This is a genomic window from Klebsiella sp. Sb-30 (assembly GCF_057652795.1).
Map to the genome: position 1 here is coordinate 2,018,988 of NZ_CM172749.1, position 25,750 is coordinate 2,044,737.

The following is a 25,750-nucleotide window of genomic DNA, read 5'->3' on the forward strand; positions in this document are numbered from 1 at the left end:
TGCTACGTTTAATTATAGCGACTTCTGTGCCAGCTTTTGTTTCTGAGATTCTTTCCTCAATACGACACGTCAGGCGTTAATCGCCAACTATTCTATTGGTAATAAAAGGATTGTCTGTATGTATAAAAATATCCTGGTCCCGGTTGATGTCTTTGAAATCGGCCTCGCCGACAAAGCGTTATCCCATGCTCAGTTTCTCGCGCAAAGCGCTTCCGGGCAAATTCATTTAGTGCACGTAAACCCGCTGTTTTCCCCACAGCTGACGCGCGGATTTATTTCTGATGCGCGAAAAATGGAAGACTATCTGGTTAAAAACTCAGAGGAAAAACTTGCTGAGCTGGCCAAAAAGTCCAGTCTGCCGGAAAGCGACATCCATATTCATGTCCGCAGCGGCAATATTCGTGATGAAGTGATCAAACTGGCCGACGAACTGCAGGCAGATGTGGTGATTATTGGCTCGCGTAACCCCAATATTCAGACCCATTTGCTGGGTTCCGAGGCGGCAAGCATCGTTCGTTATGCTCACGTTCCGGTTTTCGTTGTGCGTTAGGGGCGGCCTGATGCTGTTCTGATTTCCGTTACAGGAGTGAGGAGATAACCATGAGTACAGACAAACCGGCTGGCCCGTTCTACAAGCTCTCCGTCGATGAAACCCTGACCAGCACCAACAGTTCCTCCGAAGGTATTAGCAGCGCAGAAGCCGCCTCGCGGCTCCAGCAGTACGGTGAGAATGCGCTCCCCCAAAAGCCGGGCAAGCCCGCATGGCTCCGTTTCCTGGCCCATTTCAACGATGTCCTGATTTACGTCCTGCTGGCGGCCGCGCTGCTGACTGCGGTGATGGGGCACTGGGTCGATACCCTGGTGATTCTGGGCGTCGCGGTGATTAATGCCCTGATTGGCCATATCCAGGAAAGTAACGCGGAAAAATCGCTGCAGAGCATTCGCAATATGCTTTCCAGCGAAGCGGTGGTGATCCGCCAGGGGAACCATGAAACGGTGCCGACCACCGCGCTGGTGCCGGGTGATATTGTGGTGATCCGTGCGGGCGACCGAATCCCTGCCGACCTGCGGGTTATTGAAGCCCACAATCTGCGGGTGGAAGAGGCGATTCTTACCGGCGAGTCGACGGTCGTGGAAAAAAACACCGAGGCGCTGAGCGGCGATCTTCCTCTCGGCGATCGCACGAACCTGCTGTTTTCGGGGACCACGGTCAGTTCCGGCGGCGGTAAAGGCCTGGTGGTGGCGACCGGCGGAGATACCGAACTGGGCCATATCAACCAGATGATGGCGGATATTGAAAAGCACCGTACGCCGCTGCTGGTACAGATGGATAAGCTCGGCAAAGCCATCTTTATTATCATTCTGGTGATGATGGCCGCGCTGTTCGTCTTCAGCCTGCTGTTCCGCGATATGCCGGTTTCAGAGCTGATGCTCTCGCTGATAAGTCTTGCGGTGGCCTCGGTGCCGGAAGGTTTGCCGGCGATCATCTCGATCATTCTCTCTTTGGGCGTGCAGACCATGGCGCGGCAGAAGGCGATTATCCGCAAGCTGCCGACGGTTGAGACCCTCGGGGCGATGACGGTGATCTGCTCGGATAAAACCGGGACGCTGACCATGAACGAGATGACGGTAAAAGCCGTCATTACGGCGGATACCGTCTATCGGGTAGAAGGCGATAGCTATGAACCGATCGGGAATATTCACCCGGTAGATGGGGCCGGGCCGGTTGTGGTGGCGCCCGGTACGCTGCTTGAGCGCTATTTGAGGACCATTGATTTATGTAATGACAGCCAGCTTATTAAGGATGAAAGCGGGTTATGGAAAATTACCGGCGGTCCAACGGAAGGGGCGCTGAAAGTGCTGGCGGCGAAAGTCGCGCTGCCGGTGGTGGCAACCGAATTGCGCAGCAAGATCCCTTTTGATTCGCAATATAAATATATGTCGACGCTCTATCGGATCGGTAATGAAGAGATGATCTTAATCACCGGTGCCCCGGATGTGCTGTTCCGGCTTTGCCAGCAGCAGCAGACCGAGGACGGCCTGCAGCCGCTGAATCAGCCTTACTGGGAAGCAAAAATTGAAGAGTACGCGCGGGAAGGGTTGCGCATGGTCGCGGCGGCGTGGAAACCGGCGGCCAGCGGGCAAAGCGAGCTGACCCATCAGGATCTGCAGCAGGGGGTTATCCTCCTCGGTATTGCCGGAATGATGGATCCGCCGCGTCCGGAAGCGATTACGGCGATTGGCGACTGCCTGCAGGCGGGCATTCGCGTGAAAATGATCACCGGCGATCACCCGCAAACCGCGATGAGTATCGGCAAAATGCTGGGCATTGGCAATGCCGGCAATGCCATCACCGGGCGTGAACTGGAGGTGATGGACGACCTGCAGCTCAGCGAAGCCGCGCAGAAATTTGATATTTTCGCCCGTACCAGTCCGGAAGATAAATTCCGTCTGGTGCAGGCGCTGCAGAGTAAAAAAGAGGTGGTGGGGATGACCGGCGACGGGGTGAACGATGCCCCGGCGCTGAAGCAGGCCGACGTTGGCATCGCGATGGGCATCAAGGGAACCGAAGTGACCAAAGAGGCGGCCGATATGGTGCTGACTGATGACAACTTCGCCACCATCGCCAGCGCGGTCAGGGAAGGGCGGCGGGTGTACGATAACCTGAAGAAAACCATTCTCTTTATTATGCCGACCAACCTGGCGCAGGGGCTGCTCATTATTATTGCCCTGCTGGCGGGGAACTTAATTCCGCTGACCCCGGTGCTGATCCTGTGGATGAACATGGCGACCTCGGCCACGCTGTCGTTTGGCCTGGCGTTTGAGGCCGGCGAGCAGAACATTATGAAGCGCCCGCCGCGCGATCCTAAGCTGCATGTTATGGACGGTTTCGCTATCTGGCGGGTGATTTTTGTTGGTTCGATGATCGCCGTGAGCGCCTTTGTGCTGGAAGCCTGGCTCCAGCCACGCGGCTATTCGCCAGAGTTTATTCGTACCGTCCTGCTGCAAACGCTGGTGACCGCTCAGTGGTTCTATATGCTCAACTGCCGCGTCGCCGACGGATTTTCTCTGAGTAAAGGGCTGCTGGCAAACAGAGGCATCTGGATCGTCAGCGCCGTCCTGCTGGCGTTGCAGCTGCTGATTATCTACGCGCCGTTTATGCAAATGCTGTTTGGTACCACCGCGCTGCCGTTCCGCTATTGGGTAATCACTTTTGTCATCGGATTTGTGATGTTCCTGATTGTGGAAATCGAAAAACCGTTAACCCGGAAATGGCGTACCGCCTGATGTACGTCGACATGAGGATGCCTGCTGTGAAAACGTTCAGGTAAAAGGTAGGCGGGCATCGGGGAGGGGGCTTTCCCGCAGCGACCGTGGCCTTGAAGGCCACGGTCGCGCGTTTGCGGAGATGATATCGGGGGGCTTTATGCGGCTCTGTAATGAGCAAAAGCATGCAAGATTAATATCTTAACCAGGATGATGAGGCGGTTCATTCCGCCTCGTCTTCCGCCACGCGTACCCCGACCTTCAGCACGTGGTCTTCCTCTTTCTCCGCCACCGTCCACAGCATCCCGGCGAACTCCACCTGGTCACCGACGACCGGCGCGGCCCCGAGCAGGTCCTGAATCACGTCCCCCAGCGACTGCTGGCGTTCGCGAAACTCTTCCCCGCCGTCAAGACCGTAAATTTGCGCCACATCGGCGAATTTTGCGCTGGCGTCGAGAATAAAGTCGCCGAAGAAGCGCTGGTCGAGCGCCACCGGCGGCGACTGGCTGAACATTTTACCCAGCGCCGGCAGATCGTGCTCGCGGCCGATCACGCAGAGAATATCGCCTTCGAGCAGGCGGGTGCTGCCGGTCGGGTGCAGCAGAACATTGTCGCGGAACAGGGCGGCAATGCGGGTTTCCGGCGGCATATGCAGATCGCGCAGCGCCGCGCCGACGCACCATTTATCGGCGCTCAGCTGGTACACAAACTGCTCCCAGGGGTTTTCCGGGTGAATATCCAGCCCGACGCGGGAAATAGGCCAGCCCACCGGCGGAACCACCACTTTGGCTTTTTTCGCCGCCCAGGAGAGGGAGGTTCCCTGCAGCAGCAGCGAGACCAGCACCACGAAGAAGGCGACGTTAAAGAACAGGCGGGCGTTATCAAGACCGGCCATCATCGGGAAGACGGCGAGAATAATTGGCACCGCGCCGCGCAGGCCAACCCAGCTGATAAACACCCGCTCGCGCAGGTTAAAGCCGCGAAACGGCAGCAGGCCGGCAAAGACCGACAGCGGGCGGGCGACGAAAATCATCCACATCGACAGCAGCAGCGCCGGGATGGCGATAGGCCACAGATCCGACGGCGTGAGCAGCAGACCGAGCACGAGGAACATGGCGATTTGCGCCAGCCATGCCAGTCCGTCAAAGTTCTGCAGGATCCCGTGGCGGTTGCGAATCGGCCGGTTGCCGAGCAGGAAACCGCACAGATACACCGCCAGAATACCGCTGCCGTCCAGCGACGTGGTGACGGCAAAAATCATAATTCCGCCGCTCAGCGCCAGCAGCGGATAGAGTCCCGTTGGGAGCACGATGCGGTTAATCATCTGCAACAGCAGATAACCGCCGCCGAGACCAATCGCAATACCGAGGCCGAACTGCTGCACGATATGCACGGCAAACATCCAGCTCAGGCCGGTTTCATGCTGCTGAATCATCTCGATAAGGGTAATGGTCAGGAACACCGCCATCGGATCATTGCTACCGGATTCAATCTCCAGGGTGGAGCCCACGCGTTCGTTCAGTCCTTTGCCGCCGAGCAACGAGAAGACCGCCGCGGCGTCGGTGGAGCCGACAATCGCGCCGATCAACATCCCCTCGATCAGATCGAGATGGAACAGCCACGCGGCCATCATCCCGGTCAGACAGGAGGTGATCAGCACGCCCACGGTCGCCAGCGAGAGGGCGGGCCAGAGCGCGACGCGAAATGAGCTCGCCTGGGTGCGCATGCCGCCGTCCAGCAGGATCACCGCCAGCGCCAGGTTACTCACCATGTAGGCGAAAGGGTAGTTGTCAAAAGGGATGCCGCCGATACCATCGACGCCGGCCAGCATACCGATGGCAAGGAAAATAACCAGAATCGGGATGCCAAGGCGCGAGGAAAAGGAACTCAATAAAATGCTACAGGTTACTAATACAGAACCCAGAATAAACAGACTAATGACCGCACCGGCGTCCAAAGTTGACGTACTCCTTACTGGCGTGAAGGTTTTATGAAAGTGACATCATTTTAACAACCTGCAGAGTATCCGAAAATGTGTAACAGAAGTTTTTATTCTGTCAGTACCGGATGTCCGCTGAGCGTTAAGGTGGTGGTGGCCGCGTTGTTCACCAGCAGCGCCTCCGCGCCGAGGGGCAGAGTCACGGTCTGCTGCTCGTGGCCGAAGTCCAGGCCGCTGATGAGCGGAACATCGAGCTGGGTGCGAAGATAGTCACAGACCTGCGGTAAATCATAGCCCGCGTCGTAATCGTTAGGCCGGGCACCGGTAAAGCTGCCGAGGACAATGGCGCGCTGATTCGCGAGGATACCACTATTGAGCAGCTGCAACAGCATTCGTTCGACGCGGAACGGATGTTCATTAATATCTTCCAGCACCAGAATACCGTTGGCGATTTGCGGTAGCCACGGCGTGCCAATCAGCGAGGTTATCATCGCCAGATTGCCGCCCCACAGGGTTCCCTGGGCCCGACAATCCGGGCCTTCGCCCTGCCACTCGAGGGTAAATTCCGGGCTGCGCAGCGCTTGCCAGAAGTGGCGTTCAGTAAACGGATCCATCGCTTCGGCGCCAAAGTTACCGGCCAGCATCGGACCGCTGAAGGTGATTATGCTACCCTTTGCCAGCAGGCCCATCTGAATCGCTGTAAAATCGCTGTGTCCGCAAATGATTAGCGGGTTCTGCCGCTGGCGTGCAACGAGGGCCTGCCAGTCGATGTGCGCCAGCAGGCGGCTGGCGCCGTAGCCGCCGCGTACCGCCAGCACGATACGATTAGCGCCTTCGAGGGTAGCCAGCTGGTTGATGTCGTTCAGGCGCTGATGCTCAGTTCCGGCAAACCGCTGCTGGCGGCGAGGGATGACTTCCTGGTGCAGGACCTGATGCCCGGCTTCCTGCAGACGTTGAACGCCGCGGTACGCTGCCTCCTGGTTGAGGCAGTAACCTGAAGGGGCGACCAGATAAAACTGAGACATGACAATTCCTTGCTAAGAATGAAAGGGTTATCATGCCGCCTGGAGCGATTATTGTCATCTCCAGGCGGCAAACTTCAGCCAATAAGGATAGATGTGTGAAATTGAGATGGTTTGTTTTTATCGTTGTATTGTTGGCCGGTTGTAGCTCAAAACAGGATTATCGTAACCCGCCGTGGAACGCTGAAGTTCCGGTTAAGCGGGCGATGCAGTGGATGCCGATCAGTGAAAAAGCCGGCGCGGCGTGGGGCGTTGATCCGCAGCTGGTGACGGCGATTATCGCCATTGAATCCGGCGGCAACCCGACGGTTATCAGCAAATCCGGTGCAGTAGGCCTGATGCAGCTGAAGCCTTCCACGTCCGGGCGCGATGTCTACCGGCGCATGGGCTGGCGCGGCGAGCCGTCGGTCAGCGAGCTGAAAAACCCCGAACGTAATATTTCGATGGGCGCGGCCTATCTGAGTATCCTTGAGAATGGCCCGCTTGCCGGGATTAAAGATCCGCAGGTGATGCGCTATGCGGTGGTGGTCTCCTACGCCAACGGCGCCGGGGCGCTCCTGCGCACCTTCTCCTCGAATCGTCAGGATGCGATTGACGAGATTAACGATATGGATGCCGATGAGTTCTTTGAGCACGTGGTGAAAAAACATCCGGCTCCGCAGGCTCCGCGCTATATCTGGAAGCTGCAGCAGGCGCTGGACGCCATGTAGCCGCTTCCGCTCGCGCTGCGCTTCACGGTAACACATCGGGTGTCATTCGCAGAGCCCGGCGCGAGCGGAACGTTTTTCAGACAATCCTTAGAAGTCGTAGCCGACGGTGGCGGTCACGCTGCGTTCGGCTCCCCAGTAGCAGTTGCCGGTTCCGTAGCAGCCGGAGAGATACTCCCGGTCGCTGAGGTTATTGGCATTAACCTGCACAAAAGCTCCTTTCAACGACGGCGACCAGACGCCGAGATCGGCGCGCACCATCGCATCCAGTAAGGTGACCGACGGCAGGCGCTCGGTATTCGCATCATCCGCCCACTGTTTCCCGATATAGCGTACGCCGGCCCCGGCGCTGATCCCTGCCGGGAACTGATAGCGCGCCCAGAAAGAGGCCATCTGATCCGGCGTCAGCTGCGGCGTGTTGTCGTTAGTCCCATCTTTAGTGTCCTGGAAGCGCAGGCGGTTCCAGGTGTAGGAGGCGAGGGTGCTCAGCTCAGGCGTAATCTGGTTGTGCATCTCCAGCTCCACGCCCTGAGAGTGAACTTTTCCTGCGGGAATAAAGGTCGCGGTGGCGATGTTTGGATCGCGCGTCGCCACATCTTTTTGCGTTAAATCGTAGATAGCGATGCTGTACATATCGGCGGAGCCCGGCGGCTGGAACTTCAGGCCCGCCTCCAGCTGTTCTGCCGTGGTCGGTTTCAGCAGGGTGCCATCGGCGCCCGGCAGCATCGCTGGGGTAATCGCCTGGCTATAGCTCAGATACGGCGAGAGGCCGTTTTCCAGCGCATACAGCAGCGATGCCCGGCCGCTGATATGGTCATCGGAGCGGCGGCTGGAGGTGCCGAAGGTATCGCTGACCTGTTGCGAAACAATGCGATCGTAACGGCCGGAGACATCCAGATGCCAGCGCGCCCAGACCATTTCGTCCTGCAGATAGAGCCCGGTCTGGTAGTAGCGGCGGTTGTTGTTATCGCTGTAGGTCACGGTATGCCCGGTCTGCGCGGTATAGCCGCTGAACGGATCGAGAGGCGACGCGCTACCGGCGCCGGTCCACAGATCGTTGCGGAAACGGTGATATTCCCCGCCGAGGATCAGCGTATGGGCCAGTTCGCCGGTGGTGAAATCGGCGCGCAGGCGGTTGTCGGTTGACCAGGCATCCAGCGAGCCGCGCGAGCCGCTGTAACCGCGCGCCAGACTATCGCTGTCATCAATCCAGCCGACCTGATACACCTGATCCAGCGATACGTTGGTGTGGGTATAGCTTCCGGCGGAGTAGGCGGACCAGACGTCATCGAACTGATGAGTGAACTCGTAGCTGTAGATCTGCTCGCGGCGCTGATACCCGTCTGACGGATCGCCTTCGTTGGTGCTGGTGGAGAGCTTACGTCCGTTGTGAGCATAGCGGGTGCCGTCCAGCGGCAGCGAGCCGTGATAGCCGCCCGACGGATCTTTTTGCAGGTAGGCGCGCAGCAGCAGCGAGGTGTCGGTATCCGGCTGCCAGAGCAGGGAAGGTGAAATGGCGTAGCGCTCTTCGCGGGTATTATCGTACTGGGTATCGCTGGTGCGCGTCATGCCGATAATCCGGTAAGCCCATTGATCGTTGAGGGCATCGGTATAATCGAAGGCGGCCCCTTTGGTGTTCTGCGTCCCGCCGCTGAGGCGGAAATGGCCTTCCGAGGTAAACTGCGGGCGTTTCGAGGTCAGATTCACCACCCCGCCCGGCACGCTCTGACCGTACAGCGCCGAAGAGGGGCCCCGGATGACGTCAACCCGTTCAACAAACCAGGGATCGATTTGCAGGACGTTGTGGCTGCCGCCGTCGCTCATCAAGCGCATGCCGTCGAGAAACAGGTTATCAACATCACCGCCGTGGTAGCCGCGTAGCGATACCGTATCAAAGCGGGTCGCGCCGCCGCCGAAGCTGGAGTAAACCCCCGGGGTGTATTCCAGCGCCTGGCTGATGGTATTGGCTCCCTGATCATTCATCTGTTGACGGGTGACGACGGAGACCGATTGCGCGGTGGTAATCAACGGCTGATCGGTTTTCGTCGCGCCAGCGGAGGTTTTGGCACTATAGCCCTGCGTTGGCGAGATGGCTGAGTCGATGGGTTGTGCGGTGACGATAACCGTCTCTTCCGCCAGGCTGGCAAACGGGAAGACGGTGGCCAGCGCGTACAGCAGCGCCGGGCGTTTGAAAATGACGCGAGCGGTCATGACATAATCCTGAGTTGACGTAGCCTGGTACTCCTGTACGCCACCACGCATAAAAAACGAAAGTGTCATCTCTCGTAAAAAAGTAATGCGAATTATTATCGTTCTGTTTTTGATTATCAAGGCAGGATTGGTAAATATGAAAATGAAAACCCATGAAAAACATAATGTTTATTTGACAGGACGGTGATAAACAGCGGATTAAGCGGCGATGGAAACCTGAACTGGCTACCTGATTTGGTAGCCAGTGGTTGAGGGGGGAGGGGATCAGCGGCGACTGTCTAAGCGCATCATGGCAATGGCTCTCCAGGGGGTGGCAAGGAACGGCATCGCAGAAAGAGCCTGCAGCTCCTCTTCCGTCCCTCCATCACTGAAGATAATCGCCTGCACCCGGCTGAGTGGCCAGTCTACGGCAGGGCGGTCGAGCAGTCGGAATGTATCGCCGCAGCGGGCTTCGCCAGGCGCTATCACCCGATAAAACCAGCCGTTGCGCGACTGTTGATGCATCAGTTCTGGAGCATCAGGATCCTGCAAACGGGTTGCCATCGTTTGACAGGCAACGCGCCCCCAGGAGACCTGTACTTCGGCAGCGCCAAGACGAAAGACATCGCCCGGACATACGTTAGCTTCCGTCATGCCATAAGTGGACAAATTTTCCCCAAACAGGCCGGCGCAGAGGCGCTGCCCGGCCTGCGCGGGATATCGCTCACGCCAGAAATCGTAATGTTCCCGGGCATAATGCATGAGCGCGCAATCGGGATCCTGAAAATGTTCCCGGATGCCGTTCTCGGCTTCCAGTCCATGCGTATTGAAATACACGCTGCCGCTTAACGGCACTTTGTGCACTGACCCGTCCGTCCGACGTTGATTGCCGAGGATTGTATGCAGTATCACTTTAAAATCTACGATCATAAGGATCTCCTTCATTTTTCCACCGAGTGGAGAAATGAATCAGAATTTGTATTCCACGCCGGCCCAGAAATTACGACCTTCTTCGATAAAACCTTCGCTGTAGTAATAGCGCGTATCGAAGAGGTTATTGACCGATGCATTGACGCTAAAGCCGTGGCCTATTGCGTAATCGGCGCGCAGGTGGGTGATGGCAAACCCTGGCGCTTTTTGCGAACCATTGCTGTTGCTGTAGCTAGAGGAGCGCGCTTCTTCAGAGAGGGTGAGCTGCAGCGGCGCAATCGGTTTTAGTGTCAACCAGGCGCTGAGCGTCTGGTTTGGCAGGTCGGTGACTTTGCCCGCCTCTTGCCTTTTGCTATCGGCATGAATCAGGCCATAGCTCAGACCGACATCGAGCATTTCAAACGGCGACCCTTTGATCCCAAGATCCAGACCGGTATAGTCGACCCGGCCGCTGTTCTGGTTCTGGACCGTATCAGCATCGATATTAATCGACAAAATGGCGTCACTGACGCGGTTATAGTACGTGCTTATCTCATAGGCCCAACTGTCGGTGATATGGCCATTCCAGGTCAGGTCGATGCTGCGGGCCCGCTCTGGTTTCAGGTAAGGATTCACAAGGGCAATCTGGTCTTTCGCGGGTTTTGAGGTCGTGTAGCGCTCTTTGAGCGTCGGGAAACGGGTACGGTCGGACCAGGACAGGGCCAGCGTATCTTCGTTGGCGAAATGATAGCGGGCCATCGTTTCCCAGTTGAATGCGTTCTGCCTGTTTTCGTCGTAGCGGGTCACGCTGCCGTTCTTCTCGTGTTTCATTCCTTCGAGACTGTTGCGCCAGTCATAACTCATACCGGCGACGATATCGAGATTATCTGCGGCTTCCCATTGATATTCACTGGCGAGAGACCAGGTCCGATCTTGATAGCGATCGTAAGGGCCGTCGGTGCTGCTTTTTTCTCTGTGGACATCATCTTTCCAGTTCACGCCGAAAGAGAGCTGGTCGCGATGACGTACGTCTGCTGAAAGCTGTAAACCTGCGCCAGTGCTGTAATCGCTATAGTGGCTATAGTTGCCGTTTTTGCTGTGCAGATCGGCCAGCGAGTTATACATCATCAGGGTGTTTTTGAAGGTATCGCGATACAGGCGGCTTTTCAGCGTGAAGCGGTCGCCGAGGTGAGTTGTCCCTTGATAGTAATAGCTTTCTTTATCGTACTCTGGCCACTGCCAGTAGCGTGATTTTTGCGAGCTGTTCCCGGCATAAGGTGGATTCTGCTTTTCGCCATCCTGCTTGATCCAGGTAAAAGCATATTCATCGTTTCCCCAAGGGGTAAAACCGAGTTTGAAGATCCCGCGCTTATCATCGCTCGCCGAGTTGGTCATCTTGCCATCTTCACCGGCGAGAGGATTTGTTGTCCCGTGAGGCAGAGCAAGGAAATCCCGTTTCAGGCGGCTACCGCTGAGCTGGATATAGCCCAGTTCGTTGCTTGCCCCGAGAGAAGCATGCGTATCATAGGCGCTATCCTCGCTACGGCTCCAGCCCTGGCGATAACCGATACTGGCCTCCAGCGGTTTGCTCGGGCGCGGCGTGGTAATATTGATGGCGCCGCCCATCTGGTTTGGCCCCTGCAGCAGCGAGGAGTAACCCTTCGACACTTCCACTGACCCGATGTCCGATGTGAGAAAACGCCCGAGGTCGAGATTACCGTCGTAGGGGACATAGATTGGCACGCCGTCGAAAAATACCGGGACCTGGCGACCGTCAAACCCGCGAACTTTGACCTGGAGTTCATTCCGCCCACCTGATTTTTGTAAAACAACACCGGGCATGACGGACAACGCGTGCGCCACATCCTGCTTATCCAGACTCTGGATGGTGTCTGTCCCGAGGATATTCGTTGTCGCAGCGGGTACGGAACTGGACCATACGGTCATCGATTCTTCCGGCCGATCCCCCCACGCGACCTGACTTAAGCTCAAACTTATCAATGTGCAAAGATAACGTTTCCTGACTCTCATTTTTATTATTCCTGTTTTGGTTATTTTTATTTTGAATTGTCTGGCCTCAGTCGAACCTGAATATCAGCCGGTGGCGCATACCACGGCGCCGAAGTAATAAACAATTCAATTCCACAATCGAGGTACTGACAAAGGCTGGCGAGGGTCATTCCGCCGGTCAGTGCCAGCGTGCAAAGCGGGGCGATATGGCGGGCTTGATCTGAGACCTCGCGGGCCTGCTGAGGCGTAAATTTATCAAGTTGCAAAATGTCGGGTTGTGCTCGCAGCGCAGCCAGCGCTTCTTCCGGCGTATCGGCTTCCACGGCCACTTTTTTTTCGGGTGAGCGTCGACGCAGCAGATCTATGGCGTGAGCCCAGTCGCCGTCGTCGGTAAGGAAGCGACGATGGTTCGCGAACAGCAGCAGCGTTTCGGCGCTGCCAGCTCGATGGATTAAGCCGCCTGCGGCGACGATCGCCTGGGTGCCTAGCAGCCGCGTGCCGGGGATGGCCTTGCGGGTACAGGCAATATGCGCGTTGGGAAGTCGGGTATGCAGCAGGGCCAGCATCTGCGCAACGTAGGCCGATACGCCGCAGCTCCACTCCAGCACATTTTGCACGGCTTTCCAGCCCTGTTGCAGCGCACATGCGCGACCGGTTGCGCGCAGCAGCACCTCGCCTGGCCTTGCCTGGGCGCCATCTTCCAACCGTGCGGTGACCGTTAACCCGAGGCTTCGCAGCATCTGCGCCGCCGGCGCAATGCCGCTCACGCAGCCGCCCTGACGATGGCGAAACTCCATTATTCCCGCCTGGTTTCCCGTTCCCAGCGCGCGGGTCGTCAGGTCTCCGCCTTGAATATCTTCCATCAACCATGCATCGGTTAGCGCCTGAGGTATGTAGATCATGCTCTTTCTCCGCAATCCCAGGAGATCAGCGCCCAGTCACGGGTAGCGGGCGCGATGGCCTGCGGGGCCTGCTGTTGGTACCAATGGTGAAGCCGTGCTCGCTCTTCATCACTGAGTACGCCGAGCGTCCACTTAACATTTTCTTCGAAGCGTTCGTAGGTGCTGTTATCGCGCTGACAGTTGCGGCCACGGATAAAATCGACCCGCGCCTGAATCCCCATCTGATAGAGGATGTTCAGCGCGTAAATGTAATTTGGCAGTTCGATAACCGCGCGACCCAGCGCGCGTTGGATGGCCGGCGACATAAATGTCGGGCTGACGAGATGTGTGGTATAGACGCGTAGTCGTGCCTGTTGGTGGAGTTTAGTCATCGCTTCCTGCATATCGCCAACTAGCGTTGAGCGGGAGGCGACGGCAATGTCGCAGCGGGGAATATCGTGCCACGATGATTCCCATGCGCGGCAGTGCCAGTGAGCATGGGTGATGCCCATTTGCGAGGCACGCCTTGCGGCAACGTCGAGCATCTTCGGGCTGTAATCGACGCCGTGCACGGCGTGAAGTTTATCAGCCAGCGCCAGCGACACGGTTCCCGGCCCGCAGCCCATATCGAATAAGGTCTCTGCGCCGGTGAGATCGATTTTTGCCAGCAGCTGTACAAGGTAGCTGTCCGCTGGATCGCTGCAACTGATGGACATTTTCTCTGCCCGGGCGTCCCAGTGGGCAGGGGATTTTTCCGTGCGACCGGCAAATCTGAGCTGTTGTCGGTATAGTTCTGCAAAATCAATATCATCAATAAGCATAATCATTCCTGAAAGTGAGGGTTGCCAAGGTGGTGACGAATCTGGGCGGGGGTAACGCCATAGAGCCCGGCGAGGTTATCTGGTTGAAGCTGGGTTGACGGTGGTCCGTGGCTGACAAGCCCATCCGCTTCAACCCGGATAACCGTGTCGGCAACGGCGAGAGCGTGCAGCGGATGATGGGTTGCCATCAGCAGGGTCATGCCGTTTTGGCGAAGTTCACGTAGCGTGTCGAGCAGGCGAATCTGATGGCCAAAGTCGAGGCTTGAGGCGGGTTCATCCAACAGCAACAGCCGCGGCCGCTGCGCCAGTGCGCGGGCGATAAGCGCCAACTGGCGTTCGCCACCGCTCAGCGTGGCCCAGTTCCTGGTTGCGAGATGGGCAATGCCGAGCGTCTCCAGCTGGGCTAAGGCGATATGGTGTTCGCTCTTGATTGGTTGGGAAAAGGTGCCGATGTAGGGGCTTCGTCCCATCAGGACCATCTCCAGCACGCTAAAAGCGAAGGCTCCGTCGTGGGCCTGTGGCACCCAGGCGACGGCGCGCGCACGGTCACGAGGGGTCATTTGTGCGATGGCGATGCTGTCTATCAGAATCTGACCAGAGAGCAGGGGAAGGAGCCCGAGAATACTGCGCATCAGCGTGGTTTTGCCGCTGCCATTGGCGCCCAGCAGACAGCATACCGAGCCAGACGTCAGAGAAAATGACACTTCGCGAAGAACCGGGCGTCCCGGGTAACCCACGCTGGCATGCTGAATCGTAAGCCGTGTCATGGGCGGTTTCCTCGCAGCAGCAGCGCCAGAAAGAACGGCGCGCCGACAAATGAGGTCAGAATTCCCAGCGGGATCTCGGTTGCACTCAGCCCGCGAGCCAGGGTATCGGTGAAGAGCAGCAAGATTGCGCCGATCCCCATTGCCACCGGCAGCAAACGCTGGTGATTACTGCCGGTCAGCAGGCGTCCGGTATGCGGAACAATCAGTCCAATCCAGCCAATAATACCGGCAATGGCTACCGCGCTGGCGGTGGCCAGAGTCGCGCAGACCACCACAATCAACCGTAAGCGTGCGACATCAATGCCCAGAGAACGAGCTTCATCATCGGACAGCGTCAGCAGGTTAAGGCGCCAGCGTAGCAGCCATAGAGGCAGGCAACCGATAATCATCAGCGGAGCGGCAAAGGCCAGATCGCGCAGGGTAATATCCGCTAAGCCGCCCAACAGCCAGAACGTAATAGAGGGAAGCTGAGTATAAGGATCGGCCAGGGTTTTAATCAGTGAAATGCCCGCCCCGCATAGCGTGCCGAGCGCAATGCCTACCAATACCAGCGTCAGCGCCGGATCGTGGCGCGTGATGGCGCGGGCCAGTATGCCGGCACTCAGAACGACCAGCAGGCCACCGCAAAAGGCCAACAGCTGGATATAGAATATCGACAAGCCCAGCCAGATGGCGAGACAGGCGCCCAGACCGGCTCCGGCGGCCACGCCCAGAATATCCGGCGAGACCAGGGGGTTACGAAACATGCCCTGATAGGCCGCTCCCGCAGCGGAGAGCGACGCGCCGATGGCAAGGGCGGCGATAATTCGCGGCAGGCGGATTTGCCAGAAGACGATAGTTGCCTGGGGAGGAAGCGACGCGCTATGGGGAGTGAATAAGAGCTCGAACAAACGCCCGACGGTGAGATTCCACGGGCCAGTCAACAAGGCGCCGGAGATAGTCAGTAGCGCAGCCAGCAGCAGTATGAGACTTAGCGTAGATAGTTTCATGCTGAATGCATCAATGTAGCATAGCGGGCAGGCGTTAACGCTGCATGCCAGAAGAGCGAGCTATAGCGAGTTAAATCATCCTGCAGCGAAGTCTGGATCCGTGGGTCGAGCCAGGCATGAAGCCGGCGCATCCCGGCAAGACGGTTAATGCCCGGTGGCGCATCCAGCCAGCCAAACGGCAAACCATCAAGCAGTAGCACCTGCCGTTTCGCAACGGCGCTGACTCCCTTCCATGCAGGATCCTGCAGAATGTAGTTTCGCGTCGTCACATTTTGGGTCAGGATGATATCCGGTTGCCAGGCCAGCAGATTTTCCAGAGAGACCTGGGTGAGCCCGCTGCGTCCGGCGACGCGGGCAACGTTTTCCAGCCCCAGTAGCTCTGCCGCCTCGGTATGCAGCGATCCCGCTAACCCTGTCTCCAGTCCCTTCGCCCCGCGGGCGGCATAAAAGCGCGTCCGTGCTCTGGAACCGCTTGAAAAGGCCTGAGCGTCGGCGATGAATCTCTGCGCCAGCGCCGCCTGCCGCCGCGTACGGGCTTCGGTCTCAACGATATCGCCAATCGTAAGCAGCTGCTGGGCTGATGATGCCAGGTTTCCGCCGATCAGTACCCACGGAATCTTGCTACGTTCGCTGACCCGTTGTGCCTGAGAGACCCAGCTGTCGTCTACATTGCCGCAGTCCACCACCAGATCGGGTTCAAGCGCGAGCAGCGTCTCCAGCGATAGCGTGCTGGCGTGTCCGGCAAGTCTCCCCAGTCTGGGAAGTCGGGCGATGTCCGCCGGGACGGGGGCATCCGGGAACTGAGAAAAATCAAAAGAGGAAAATCCCAGCAGCTTCTCCGGCGCTGCCGCAAGCAGCAACATGTCGGCAGGTGCCCCGGCGCTGATAATCCGACGAATATGAGCGGGAGCGGGGCGTTCACCTACGTGCAAAGCCAGCGGCGTAGCCGCCGTCCCCTCCAGGGTGGGGAGACACAGGAGCAGGCTTAGCGCCTGGATAAAGGTGCGGCGGGATAGAGGCATAAGTTTCTTTCCTGAAACAATAAGATGAAAAAATCGCTATATATTTACATATATAACGATGCTGGAATTGCTTGAGATCAAGGAGAGCTGGATTTGTGTACGAACTACCCCGTAAGGGTAGGAATGAGAACAAGGGCCGGAGTGGGGGAACGCAGGAGAGTCTGGACAAAAAACGCGGCGGTGAGCCCGCCGCGTACGAAGTTTACGGCGCCGATTTTTTAGCGGGCTCGGCGACAGCATCGTTGGCGGCCGGCTGGGTGCTGACGGCGGCAACGGGTTTTTCCACATTCTCGACCGGGCGCGAGGCCGGCAGTGAATCGCACGGTTTCTCTTGCGGACAGATCAGATCCAGCATTTTCAGCGTGACGCCGTTGGTCCAGCCGAAACCGTCCTGCAGCGGATATTCACCGCCGCCACCGCCGGTGCCCGTCGAGCTGACATCATACTTTTCGACCAGCTTTTGTTGACTGTCGTAGGTATGCTGGACATTGCTGAGGAAACGCCAGCTCACCTCCATCGCTATTTTCTGCTGACCGTAGTTTTGTAGCCCCTGGGCGGCAACCCACTGCAGCGGCGCCCAGCCGTTCGGTGCATCCCACTGCTGACCGCTGTTCACGTTAGTCGTGGTTAAGCCACCGGGTTTCAGTAGCTGCGATTCTGCCGCCGCAGCAACCTTCGCCGCGCGCTCGCGGGAAGCGGCGTTGACGTACAGTGGGAACAGGGCCGCGGCGGTGAGCTGATTACGTACTTTATGAGTCTTGAGGTCATAATCGGCGTACCAGCCCGCTTTATCATTCCACAGATATTTCTCCAGCGCCTTCTGGCGGTCGTTGGCCAGGGCATCGTACTGCGCCGCTTTGGCGCTGTCGCCCGCGGCCTTGCTGGCGCGCGCGAGGGTTTTCTCCATGTGGAACATCAGCGCGTTGAGATCGACCGGCACGATGCTGGTGGTGCGGATGGTGCCCAGTTTTTTCGGGTCATCCATCCAGCGTGAGCTGAAATCCCAGCCCGAGGCGGCGGCAGAACGCAGGTCGCGATAGATCTCGGTCGCCGGACGATTCGGGTTGTTCTTCGCGGTGGTGACATCATCGAGCCACGATTCCGGACGCGGCGTATCGTTATCATCCCAGTAGCGGTTCAGCAGCGCGCCATCCTCCATACGCACCACCCGTTGGTTGGCTTTTCCCTGCTCCAGCGCATCGGCGCCTTGCATCCAGTACTGGTACTCTTTTTCCATCTGCGGCAGCCAGGTTTTCAGCACCCGATCGCCATCATGGGTCGCGAGGAGCTCCACCATAAATGAGAAAAACGGCGGCTGTGAGCGGCTTAAATAGTAGCTACGATTACCGTTGGGGATGTGGCCCCAGGCATCGATCTCCGCCGCGAAGTTGGTCACCATATCCTCAACGTTATCCCAGTGCCCGCTCTCGGCCAGGCCCAGCATGGTGAAGTAGCTATCCCAGTAATACACTTCCCGGAAGCGGCCGCCGGGCACCACGTAGGGTTTAGGCAGCGGCAGCAAAGAGTCCCACTTTTCGACTTCAACGGTGCTGCGGGTGAGCACTGGCCACAGGCCGTCGATATGCTGACGCAGCGTCTGACCCTTCGGCGGAACGTAGCGGTCATTGTCTTTCGGCAGGGTGAAGTTCAGCTCGACGAAATGGCGCAGGTCGAAGCTGGTCTGGTTTTTTTGCATGCGATAGTCGGCCAGGATCATCAGCGGATCGCTATTGGGGATGGCATCGGCAAAGGTTTTCTGGTCGGGGAAGAGTCTGGCATTTTGTACATCATTAAACAGCGGGCCGAGCATCACATCCGGGGATGGCGGCACGGGTTTGGTTTCCACGGCCTGGGCGGCCAGCGTCGATAAAGCGAAAATCGCGCCTCCGAGCGCCAGAGATAAAGCGTAAGGCAACGTTGCGGGACGACGTGAAACCGATCTCGTCATGGGGAATTCTCCTTATCATTTCAGACGGTCTTGCCACTGCATTTGACCATCAGAAAACCTTAGACGAATATCCGCCATCCGGGGTGTTGCAGGTAACATTTTGCGTGAAAACAGACAATTTACCTGCCCGTCCGGGCAGAGAAACGAGAATAAAAGACCGGGGGAGAGCGGCGGTGTGCTGTTATCGGTCGATTAAAGTCTGAGGAGAACTGCGGGTGAATCGACGTCATTTTCTACTGTTAAGCGCCGTGTCGCTGTGGGCTGCGGCACGCGCCGGGGCCAGCGATCGCCGGGATGAGGCGCTCTGCTTATGGCCTGGCGAACCGCCGGGCGGCGGCGGGCCATCCGGGGCGCCGCGGCTCTCTGCGCGCGGCGCGCTCACTCATATTGCCCGGCCGCAGCTGACGGTGTGGCGACCGGCGCTATCCCGCGGTCATGGTGTACTGATTGCCGCCGGAGGCGGCTACCGGCGCATCGAAATGGCGAAAGAAGCCTGGCCTGCCGCACGCTGGCTGACCGCACGCGGTTATACCGCCTATATCCTGAGCTACCGCTTACCCGGCGAAGGGTGGGGCGCCGGCGCGCTGGCGCCGTTGCAGGACGCCCAGCGGGCGCTGCGGCTGATTCGCGCGCGGGAAGAACAGGTCAGCCTGCTGGGGTTTTCCGCCGGCGGGCATTTGCTGGGTATGGCGGCCTGCCGGGCCGATTTTGCCGCTTATTCGCCGCAGGATGCCCTCGATGATCGCCCGGCTCGTGCCGATAAAGCCGCGCTGATTTATCCGATTATTTCGCTGATGTCGCCCTATAGCCATACCGCGACGCACCGGATGCTGGCAGGAGCCCATGCCTCAGAGGCGGTTGACCGCGCCTGGTCGGTCCAGACCTACGTCAATGCACAGACGCCGCCCTGCTTTCTGGCCCAGGCGGAGGACGATTCGGTGTCCGATCCGCATAACACCCTGATCATGGCCGCCGCCTGTCGGCAGCATCAGATACCGGTCAGCCTCTATCGCTATGCCCGCGGCGGACATGGTTTTGCCATGGGGCGTCCCGGTACGCCGACCGTCGAATGGCCGGAGCATTACGCGCGCTGGCTGAACGGAGGCTAACCCTGATGGCGCAGGCGCACGATATTTGCCTCATGGTGGTGCACAACCGGCGTGGCATCGGCTATCGGGGTGATGGTTTTTTGCACAATAAAGCGGCGCGCTGCGGGGAATTGCACTCGTCTCATGCCGTCTGCTACCTGGCATAATAAATGCTTATCTCTTTGCGGGGTTACCCCAACGTGAGTATAACCGGAGGAGACGGCCATGATAAAAATAACGCTTCCTGACGGGCATTATTATGATGAGATGCTTACCGCGCAGGGACAGCAGCGTCACCACTATAACGCCTGGTGGCAATGGTTTCACAACACCGATCAATTCTCTATCCGGCAAAAGAAAGAGCAGGCGGAGCTACTTTTTCACCGCATCGGCATCACTTTTAATGTGTATGGGGAAGATGAAGGTACCGAGCGTTTGATTCCGTTTGATAGCGTCCCGCGCATCATTCCCGGCGGAGAGTGGAAAAAGATCGATCGCGGTATTCGTCAGCGGGTCAAAGCGCTGAACGCCTTTTTGTACGATATCTACCACGAGCAAAATATCCTGCGCGCGGGCCTTATTCCGGCGGAGCAGGTACTGGCCAATGAGCAATATCAGCCCTGCATGCAGGGGATAAATCTGCCCAATAATACCTATGCCCACATTACCGGCGTCGATATGGTGCGCAACAGCGACGGCCAGTATTACGTGCTGGAGGATAACCTGCGGACCCCTTCAGGGGTCTCGTATATGCTGGAAAACCGCAAAATGATGATGCGTCTCTACCCGGAGATGTTTGAAAATCACCATATTGCGCCGGTCGAGCGCTATCCGGGCTACCTGCTGCAAACCCTGCGTGAAAGCTCCCCGGTGGACGATCCCTGTGTGGTCGTGATGACGCCCGGGCGTTTTAACAGCGCCTATTTCGAACACAGTTTCCTCGCCCAGCAGATGGGGGTTGAGCTGGTAGAAAGCGCCGATCTGTTTATTAAATCGGGCGCGGTCTATATGCGCACCACCGAAGGGCCGCGGCGGGTGGACGTGATTTACCGGCGTGTTGATGATGCCTATCTCGACCCGCTGGCGTTTCGCGCCGACTCAATGCTCGGCGTGCCCGGCCTGCTGTCGGTATATCGCGCGGGCGGCGTGGTGCTGGCTAATGCGATTGGCACCGGCGTGGCGGACGATAAGTCGATCTACCCCTTTGTGCCGGAGATGATCCGGTTCTATCTTGGCGAGCAGCCGATTCTGAACAACATTCCCACCTGGCAGTGTCGTAAGCCGGAGGATCTGCAGTACGTGCTGGGCAATCTCGAGAGGATGGTGGTCAAGGAAGTTCATGGCGCCGGGGGATACGGCATGCTGGTGGGGCCGCGTTCAACCAAAGAAGAGCGGGAGATGTTTCGCCAGCGTCTGTTGGCCAATCCGGCTAACTATATCGGACAGGAGACCCTGGCGCTGTCAACCTGTCCGACCTTCGTGGAAGGGGGGCTGTCACCGAGGCATATCGATTTACGTCCTTTTGTCCTCTCCGGCCAGGAGATTCGTCTGGTGCCAGGCGGTCTGACGCGGGTGGCGCTTACCGAAGGCTCGCTGGTGGTGAACTCATCGCAGGGCGGGGGCACCAAAGATACCTGGGTGATGGAGGATGGTGAATCATGCTGAGTCGGACTGCGAGTGAACTATTCTGGATGGCGCGCTACCTGGAGCGCGCGGAAAGCTATGCCCGGGTGCTCGATGTGACGTGGAAGCTGTCGATGATCCCGCGTCACAGCCAGCAGTCGCGGGACCTGGCCCTGCCGCTGAATTTGTCCTTAACCCATGAACTGTTTCAGGCGCGACATGCGCGCTTCACCATGAGCAATTTGCTCAACTTCTTCGCCCTCGACGGCAACAACCCCTGCAGCATTTACAGCTGCGTGGAGATGGCCTGGAACAACGCGCACGCGGTTCGCGGCAGCCTGTCCGCCGAGGTGTGGGAGTGTATCAACGCGACGCGCATTGAACTGCGCCAGCTCCGCCAGCGAGGGATTAGCGAACTGGGCACCGATGGTTTTTTCGAGTGGGTAAAGGAGCGGGTGCACCTGTTTCGCGGCGCGGTGCTGGGTACGCTGCTGCGCAATGACGCGCTGAGTTTTATCGGTATCGGCACCTTGATTGAACGGGCCTACGCCACCACGCAACTGCTGCTGATCAAGGATCAGCAGCTGAGCAGCGATCCGGATCCGGTGCGTGAATACTACCGGCTGGATACTCTGCTTAACGCGGTCAGCGCCCGGGAAGCCTACAACAGTATCTTTCGCCAGCCGGTCACCCGAGAGACGGTGATGGAGCTACTGATTTTGCGCAACGACGTGCCGCGATCCCTGCGGGCCTGTATCTCCGATCTGATTGGTCAGCTGGAGCATATCGCCAACGACCGCTCGCACCTGCCGCTGCGCCTGGCGCATCAGCTGAATGTCGATCTGCGCTTCAGCACCCGCGACGATCTGGCGGGCGCCGATTTACAAAGTTACCTCAACGGACTGCTGGCGCGTATTAATGCTCTGTCCGACAGCATCAGACAAACTTATCTGGAGGCGCTATGAAACTGGTCATCGATCACCTGACCCGCTACGGCTACGATGAAGAAGTGAAGTTTTCGACCCAGTATCTGCGCCTGACGCCGCGCAGCACCGGGCGGCAAACCATTACCGCCTGGACGCTGACCTTGCCGGAAGGCGCGGCGGTGACGACCACCGACGCGTGGGGAAATGTCCTGCATGTGTTAACGCTCGACAATCCTCACAAAGAGATTGCCATCCGCGCCAGCGGGATCGTGGATATTGCCGAGGACAGCGAACAGAGCGATGTGGCGGAAGAGGAGCTGCTCTCTCCGCTGGTCTATTTACGCTGTACGCCGTTGACCCGTGCCGACGATCGGATCCGCGAGTTTGCCCGGCGCCTGTATCGCCACGACGAGCCGGAGGAGAGCCTGAATCAACTGATGGCGGACCTGCTGCTGAGAATGCCATACTCACCGGGAGCCACGCAGGTACAGGACTCTGCCGCGGATGCCTTTGCCAGGGCAAAAGGCGTCTGCCAGGATCACACGCACGTCTTCCTCGCCTGTTGTCGCGCGCTGGAGATCCCGGCGCGCTACGTCAGCGGCTACGTTTACAGCGATAATGCCCAGCATGTCGCGATGCACGCATGGGCAGAGGTGTGGCTCAACGGACGCTGGCAATCTTTTGATATCACCAATAATACCCGTCACCTCAACCAGCATCTGCGGCTGGCGACCGGGCTGGACTATCTTGACGCCTGCCCGGTGCGCGGCACCCGGCTGGGCGGCGGCGGGGAAATAATGCTAACCAACGCTGAAGTGCGCGAGCATTCGCAACAGGCACAGCAGCAATAAAAGCAGGAACAATTAACGATGACCTACTGTGTGGCCATGTGTTTAGCGGATGGACTGGTTTTCGCCTCAGATTCCCGTACCAACGCGGGAGTGGATCATATTGCGACCTTTAAAAAGCTCCATGTTTTCGCCGAGGACGGTGAACGCGTCATGGTGCTACAGTCCGCCGGCAATCTGGCCACCACCCAGAGCGTCATAAGCCTGCTGAGTACGCGGATTGCGACTCAGCAGGAGCCTAATTTGATGCAGGTGAGTTCGCTGTATGACGCGGCGATGCTGATCGGCAAAACGCTGCAGGAGGTGATTCAGCGCGACAGCAGCAATCAGCAGCACTGTGGCAACACCAATTTCAACTGTAATCTGCTGCTGGGCGGGCAGATTGCCGGGGAAACGCATCGCCTTTTCCATATCTACCCGGAAGGCAATTTTATTGAAGCCTCGTACGACACCCCTTATTTCCAGATTGGCGAGAGCAAATACGGCAAGCCGATTATCGACCGGGTGCTCAGCCGGGAGACACCGCTGGAGCAGGCGATGTGCTGTGCGCTGATCTCGATTGACTCCACCTTGCGCAGCAATCTCTCCGTGGGCCTGCCGCTGGACACGCTGCTGTACCGCAGCGGCAGTTTGAGCAGCGCCGGCCAGCATCGCATCACCGAAAGCGACCCGTACTTCAACACCATTCGCAAGGCGTGGTCGGAAGGACTGCAAAACACGTTCCTGACCTTGCCGCCCTATGCGCCGGGCGGCGATCGTTAACGCGTGGTCTGCGGTAAGAAATAGCGTCCCGGCGTCATGCCGGTCATGGTGCGGAAAAAGTAGATAAAGGCGCTGTCGCTGGCGAAATCCAGCGCCTGCGCGGTATCGGTAATACGCGCCCCGGTGGCCAGCAGCTCCACCGCTTTCATCAGGCGCCACTGCTGGCGCCACTGCTGATAAGTCATCCCGGTATCGCGACGGAAAATCCGGCTGATGGTCTTTTCGCTGGCTCCGCAGCGGATCGCCAGCTGCTGCAGCGGCGGCGGCAGGGCGTCGCCGGCGAGCAGCGCCAGACGCTTATCCTGAGGCAGGGCGAGCATCATCGGCTCCTGCGCCGCGCTGCACATTTCCGCCTCGCAAAGCGCGGCGAGGTGCCAGCCGATGCCGTTCTGCCAGTCACTATCCCACGGGCTGGCGGCGATTCGCTCCAGCAGTTCGCGCAGCAGCGGGCCGACGTTAAGGATCGCCGGATGACGTGGGAGAGCAGGATAGTGGGTCGGATGAAACCAGATCGAGCGATAGTCGACAATGCTTTTCATCTCCGCACGATGGTCTATACCGGCCGGTATCCAGGCTGCCCGGGTGGGCGGCAGCAGGCACAGCAGCGCGCCGTTGTTGAGGGTCAGGCGTACGCAGCCCTGACGGGTAAACAGCAGCTGTCCCATCCGGTGCAGGTGGCTGCCGGAATCATGCTGGCCCAGCGCCGAGCAGACGCCAATCACCCTGTTATGCAGATCGTCCGGATTAAATAGCGCATTCGCCTCGAGCCACGCCATGATGTCTGATTTCCGATATAAAAAGTCATTATGTTTATAATGTGCGATTTATGGTCCGCCTACAATAGCGCCTCTTAATGGTTCAGGAGGTGATGATGTTCGGGCGTTCGGCCATGGTGCTGGTCACCGCATTATTGATGTTCCCGCAGATCGTGGAGACGATTTACAGTCCGGCGCTGACCGATATCAGCCGCTATTTTTCCATCAGCGCGGCAGAGGCGGCGCAGACTCTGTCGGTTTACTTTATCGGCTTCGCCGTCGGGGTTCTGTACTGGGGCCGATTCAGCGACCGCTATGGCCGGCGTCCGGCGCTACTGGCGGGTCTCGCGACCTATGCCCTGGGCTGCGTGCTGGCGCTGGCGGCGCGTGATTTCACATTACTGCTGGTCGCCCGGATACTGTCGGCGTTCGGTGCGGCAACGGGGTCTGTGGTGAGCCAGACTATCCTTCGCGACCGCTTTAACGGCCGCCAGCTTGCCGCTCTCTTCTCGATGATGGGCCTCGTGCTGGCAGTCAGCCCGGCGGCAGGCGTCTACCTCGGCGGCGCCATCGTTGCCGGCTGGGGAATGCACGGTGTGTTGACGGCCCTCGCGCTGCTGGCCGCGGTTTTGCTGCTGCTGTGCTGCTGGCTGCTGCCGGAAACTCGTCCGCCGCAGCATGTTCACACCGCGTTTTTACCGCTGTTACGCCGGATGGCGACGGATAAGTCGCTGGCGCTGGCGGTCCTGCTGGTGGCGGCCTTCAACGTCAGTCTGTTCAGCTATTACAGCCTGGCGCCGTTCATTTTCGCGCAGCTGCGTCAGGGGAGCGTGGCTTTTGGCTACAGCGGCATCGCCTTGGCCGTCGGGTCGTTGGCCGGGGCGCTGTTCAATCGTTGGCTGCTCCGCAAAGCCGTTGCGGAAGCGGGAATATTGCTGCTCGCCTGTCTGATACAGCTGATCAGCAGCGTAGCGGTGTTCTGCCTGGCGGATACGCTGCTGTTCCTGCTGCCGATGATGGGGATCACCTGCGCCTACGCCATGGCGATCCCGCTACTACTCGGCACGGCGCTGGGCGCTTATGGCTACTGTCGGGGAACCGCCGGGGCTATCTTCGGCCTGGCCTATTATGTGCTGATTGGCCTCGGGCTGGCGGCGGTGGGATGGGGGCAATCGCTGGGTGGAACGCTGATCGTGAGCGCCAGCGTAAGCTGCATCGCCGGGCTACGCTATGGCTGCTGTTTGCGCGACATGCGGGCGGGGGCGACCTGACCCGC

22 protein-coding genes are annotated in these 25,750 nt (G+C 58.5%); 9 read left to right on the forward strand and 13 right to left on the reverse strand.

All coding sequences use genetic code 11. The features are described from left to right. The first annotated feature begins 118 nt into the window (after positions 1-118). On the forward strand, positions 119-550 hold the full coding sequence (locus tag AC236I_RS09445; protein WP_004863814.1) for a universal stress protein: 432 nt from the start codon (positions 119-121) through the stop codon (positions 548-550). A 50-nt stretch (positions 551-600) separates the two neighbouring features. Then, positions 601-3,288, forward strand: a complete 2,688-nt coding sequence (locus AC236I_RS09450; protein WP_004863810.1) for a cation-transporting P-type ATPase — start codon at positions 601-603, stop codon at positions 3,286-3,288. Between the two features lie 202 nt (positions 3,289-3,490). Here AC236I_RS09450 and AC236I_RS09455 read toward each other — a convergent pair whose 3' ends face one another. Beyond that, entirely contained in the window at positions 3,491-5,224 is a 1,734-nt protein-coding gene (locus AC236I_RS09455) for a potassium/proton antiporter (protein ID WP_004863807.1), read from the reverse strand. 92 nt (positions 5,225-5,316) lie between these two features. Then, the gene (ldcA, locus tag AC236I_RS09460) at positions 5,317-6,231 is read right to left on the reverse strand and encodes a muramoyltetrapeptide carboxypeptidase (RefSeq protein ID WP_004863802.1); all 915 of its coding nucleotides are present in this window, start codon (positions 6,229-6,231) and stop codon (positions 5,317-5,319) included. A gap of 95 nt (positions 6,232-6,326) precedes the next feature. Here ldcA and emtA point away from each other — a divergent pair, with 95 nt between their 5' ends. Further along, positions 6,327-6,938 carry a membrane-bound lytic murein transglycosylase EmtA gene (gene emtA / locus AC236I_RS09465; protein WP_015584038.1) on the forward strand — a complete coding sequence of 204 codons (612 nt, stop codon included), beginning with the start codon at positions 6,327-6,329 and terminating at the stop codon, positions 6,936-6,938. A gap of 87 nt (positions 6,939-7,025) precedes the next feature. On the opposite strand, the gene AC236I_RS09470 is transcribed toward emtA, so the two are convergent. The 9 genes from AC236I_RS09470 to AC236I_RS09510 all read right to left on the reverse strand — a co-directional run bounded on the left by AC236I_RS09470 (position 7,026) and on the right by AC236I_RS09510 (position 18,472). Then, on the reverse strand, positions 7,026-9,146 hold the full coding sequence (locus AC236I_RS09470; protein ID WP_192226544.1) for a TonB-dependent siderophore receptor: 2,121 nt from the start codon (positions 9,144-9,146) through the stop codon (positions 7,026-7,028). A gap of 264 nt (positions 9,147-9,410) precedes the next feature. Continuing rightward, positions 9,411-10,055 (reverse strand): MOSC domain-containing protein, encoded by a 645-nt coding sequence (locus AC236I_RS09475; protein ID WP_032717117.1) that lies wholly within the window; start codon positions 10,053-10,055, stop codon positions 9,411-9,413. A 39-nt stretch (positions 10,056-10,094) separates the two neighbouring features. Then, positions 10,095-12,065: a TonB-dependent receptor plug domain-containing protein gene (locus AC236I_RS09480; RefSeq protein WP_487608776.1), complete on the reverse strand. Its 1,971-nt coding sequence runs from the start codon at positions 12,063-12,065 to the stop codon at positions 10,095-10,097. Between the two features lie 26 nt (positions 12,066-12,091). After that, a complete protein-coding gene (gene modD, locus AC236I_RS09485; protein ID WP_411294079.1) occupies positions 12,092-12,946 on the reverse strand; it encodes a ModD protein in 855 nt (284 codons plus the stop codon). Beyond that, a complete protein-coding gene (locus tag AC236I_RS09490) occupies positions 12,943-13,746 on the reverse strand; it encodes a class I SAM-dependent methyltransferase (protein WP_015584041.1) in 804 nt (267 codons plus the stop codon). Before AC236I_RS09490 ends, modD begins: the two co-directional genes overlap by 4 nt. Before the next feature lie 2 nt (positions 13,747-13,748). After that, positions 13,749-14,513: an ABC transporter ATP-binding protein gene (locus AC236I_RS09495; RefSeq protein ID WP_004863782.1), complete on the reverse strand. Its 765-nt coding sequence runs from the start codon at positions 14,511-14,513 to the stop codon at positions 13,749-13,751. Further along, on the reverse strand, positions 14,510-15,502 hold the full coding sequence (locus tag AC236I_RS09500; RefSeq protein WP_015584042.1) for a FecCD family ABC transporter permease: 993 nt from the start codon (positions 15,500-15,502) through the stop codon (positions 14,510-14,512). The genes AC236I_RS09495 and AC236I_RS09500 overlap by 4 nt, the downstream gene beginning before the upstream one ends. Next, entirely contained in the window at positions 15,499-16,524 is a 1,026-nt protein-coding gene (locus tag AC236I_RS09505; RefSeq protein WP_354626344.1) for an ABC transporter substrate-binding protein, read from the reverse strand. The genes AC236I_RS09500 and AC236I_RS09505 overlap by 4 nt, the downstream gene beginning before the upstream one ends. A 202-nt stretch (positions 16,525-16,726) precedes the next feature. Then, complete coding sequence (locus tag AC236I_RS09510; protein ID WP_143722544.1) at positions 16,727-18,472, reverse strand: alpha,alpha-trehalase; 1,746 nt, start codon at positions 18,470-18,472, stop codon at positions 16,727-16,729. Positions 18,473-18,687: 215 nt separating this feature from the next. On the opposite strand from AC236I_RS09510, the gene AC236I_RS09515 reads away from it, so the two are divergent. Next, positions 18,688-19,581 (forward strand): alpha/beta hydrolase, encoded by an 894-nt coding sequence (locus AC236I_RS09515; protein WP_064356934.1) that lies wholly within the window; start codon positions 18,688-18,690, stop codon positions 19,579-19,581. On the opposite strand, the gene AC236I_RS09520 is transcribed toward AC236I_RS09515, so the two are convergent. Then, positions 19,578-19,706, reverse strand: a complete 129-nt coding sequence (locus AC236I_RS09520; protein ID WP_255265535.1) for a hypothetical protein — start codon at positions 19,704-19,706, stop codon at positions 19,578-19,580. The two genes, AC236I_RS09515 and AC236I_RS09520, sit on opposite strands and share 4 nt — an antisense overlap. Positions 19,707-19,785: 79 nt before the next feature. On the opposite strand from AC236I_RS09520, the gene AC236I_RS09525 reads away from it, so the two are divergent. The 4 genes from AC236I_RS09525 to AC236I_RS09540 are packed head-to-tail and all read left to right on the forward strand — an operon-like array spanning position 19,786 to position 23,719. Then, the gene (locus tag AC236I_RS09525) at positions 19,786-21,225 is read left to right on the forward strand and encodes a circularly permuted type 2 ATP-grasp protein (RefSeq protein ID WP_004863765.1); all 1,440 of its coding nucleotides are present in this window, start codon (positions 19,786-19,788) and stop codon (positions 21,223-21,225) included. Beyond that, positions 21,219-22,148, forward strand: a complete 930-nt coding sequence (locus AC236I_RS09530) for an alpha-E domain-containing protein (protein ID WP_004863763.1) — start codon at positions 21,219-21,221, stop codon at positions 22,146-22,148. Before AC236I_RS09525 ends, AC236I_RS09530 begins: the two co-directional genes overlap by 7 nt. Continuing rightward, positions 22,145-22,960 (forward strand): transglutaminase family protein, encoded by an 816-nt coding sequence (locus AC236I_RS09535; RefSeq protein WP_004863760.1) that lies wholly within the window; start codon positions 22,145-22,147, stop codon positions 22,958-22,960. Before AC236I_RS09530 ends, AC236I_RS09535 begins: the two co-directional genes overlap by 4 nt. An 18-nt stretch (positions 22,961-22,978) precedes the next feature. Next, a complete protein-coding gene (locus tag AC236I_RS09540) occupies positions 22,979-23,719 on the forward strand; it encodes a proteasome-type protease (protein ID WP_004863757.1) in 741 nt (246 codons plus the stop codon). On the opposite strand, the gene AC236I_RS09545 is transcribed toward AC236I_RS09540, so the two are convergent. After that, complete coding sequence (locus AC236I_RS09545; protein ID WP_004863753.1) at positions 23,716-24,495, reverse strand: AraC family transcriptional regulator; 780 nt, start codon at positions 24,493-24,495, stop codon at positions 23,716-23,718. The genes AC236I_RS09540 and AC236I_RS09545 overlap by 4 nt on opposite strands. Before the next feature lie 95 nt (positions 24,496-24,590). On the opposite strand from AC236I_RS09545, the gene AC236I_RS09550 reads away from it, so the two are divergent. Further along, complete coding sequence (locus tag AC236I_RS09550; protein WP_099843990.1) at positions 24,591-25,745, forward strand: MFS transporter; 1,155 nt, start codon at positions 24,591-24,593, stop codon at positions 25,743-25,745. Positions 25,746-25,750 lie beyond the last annotated feature (5 nt).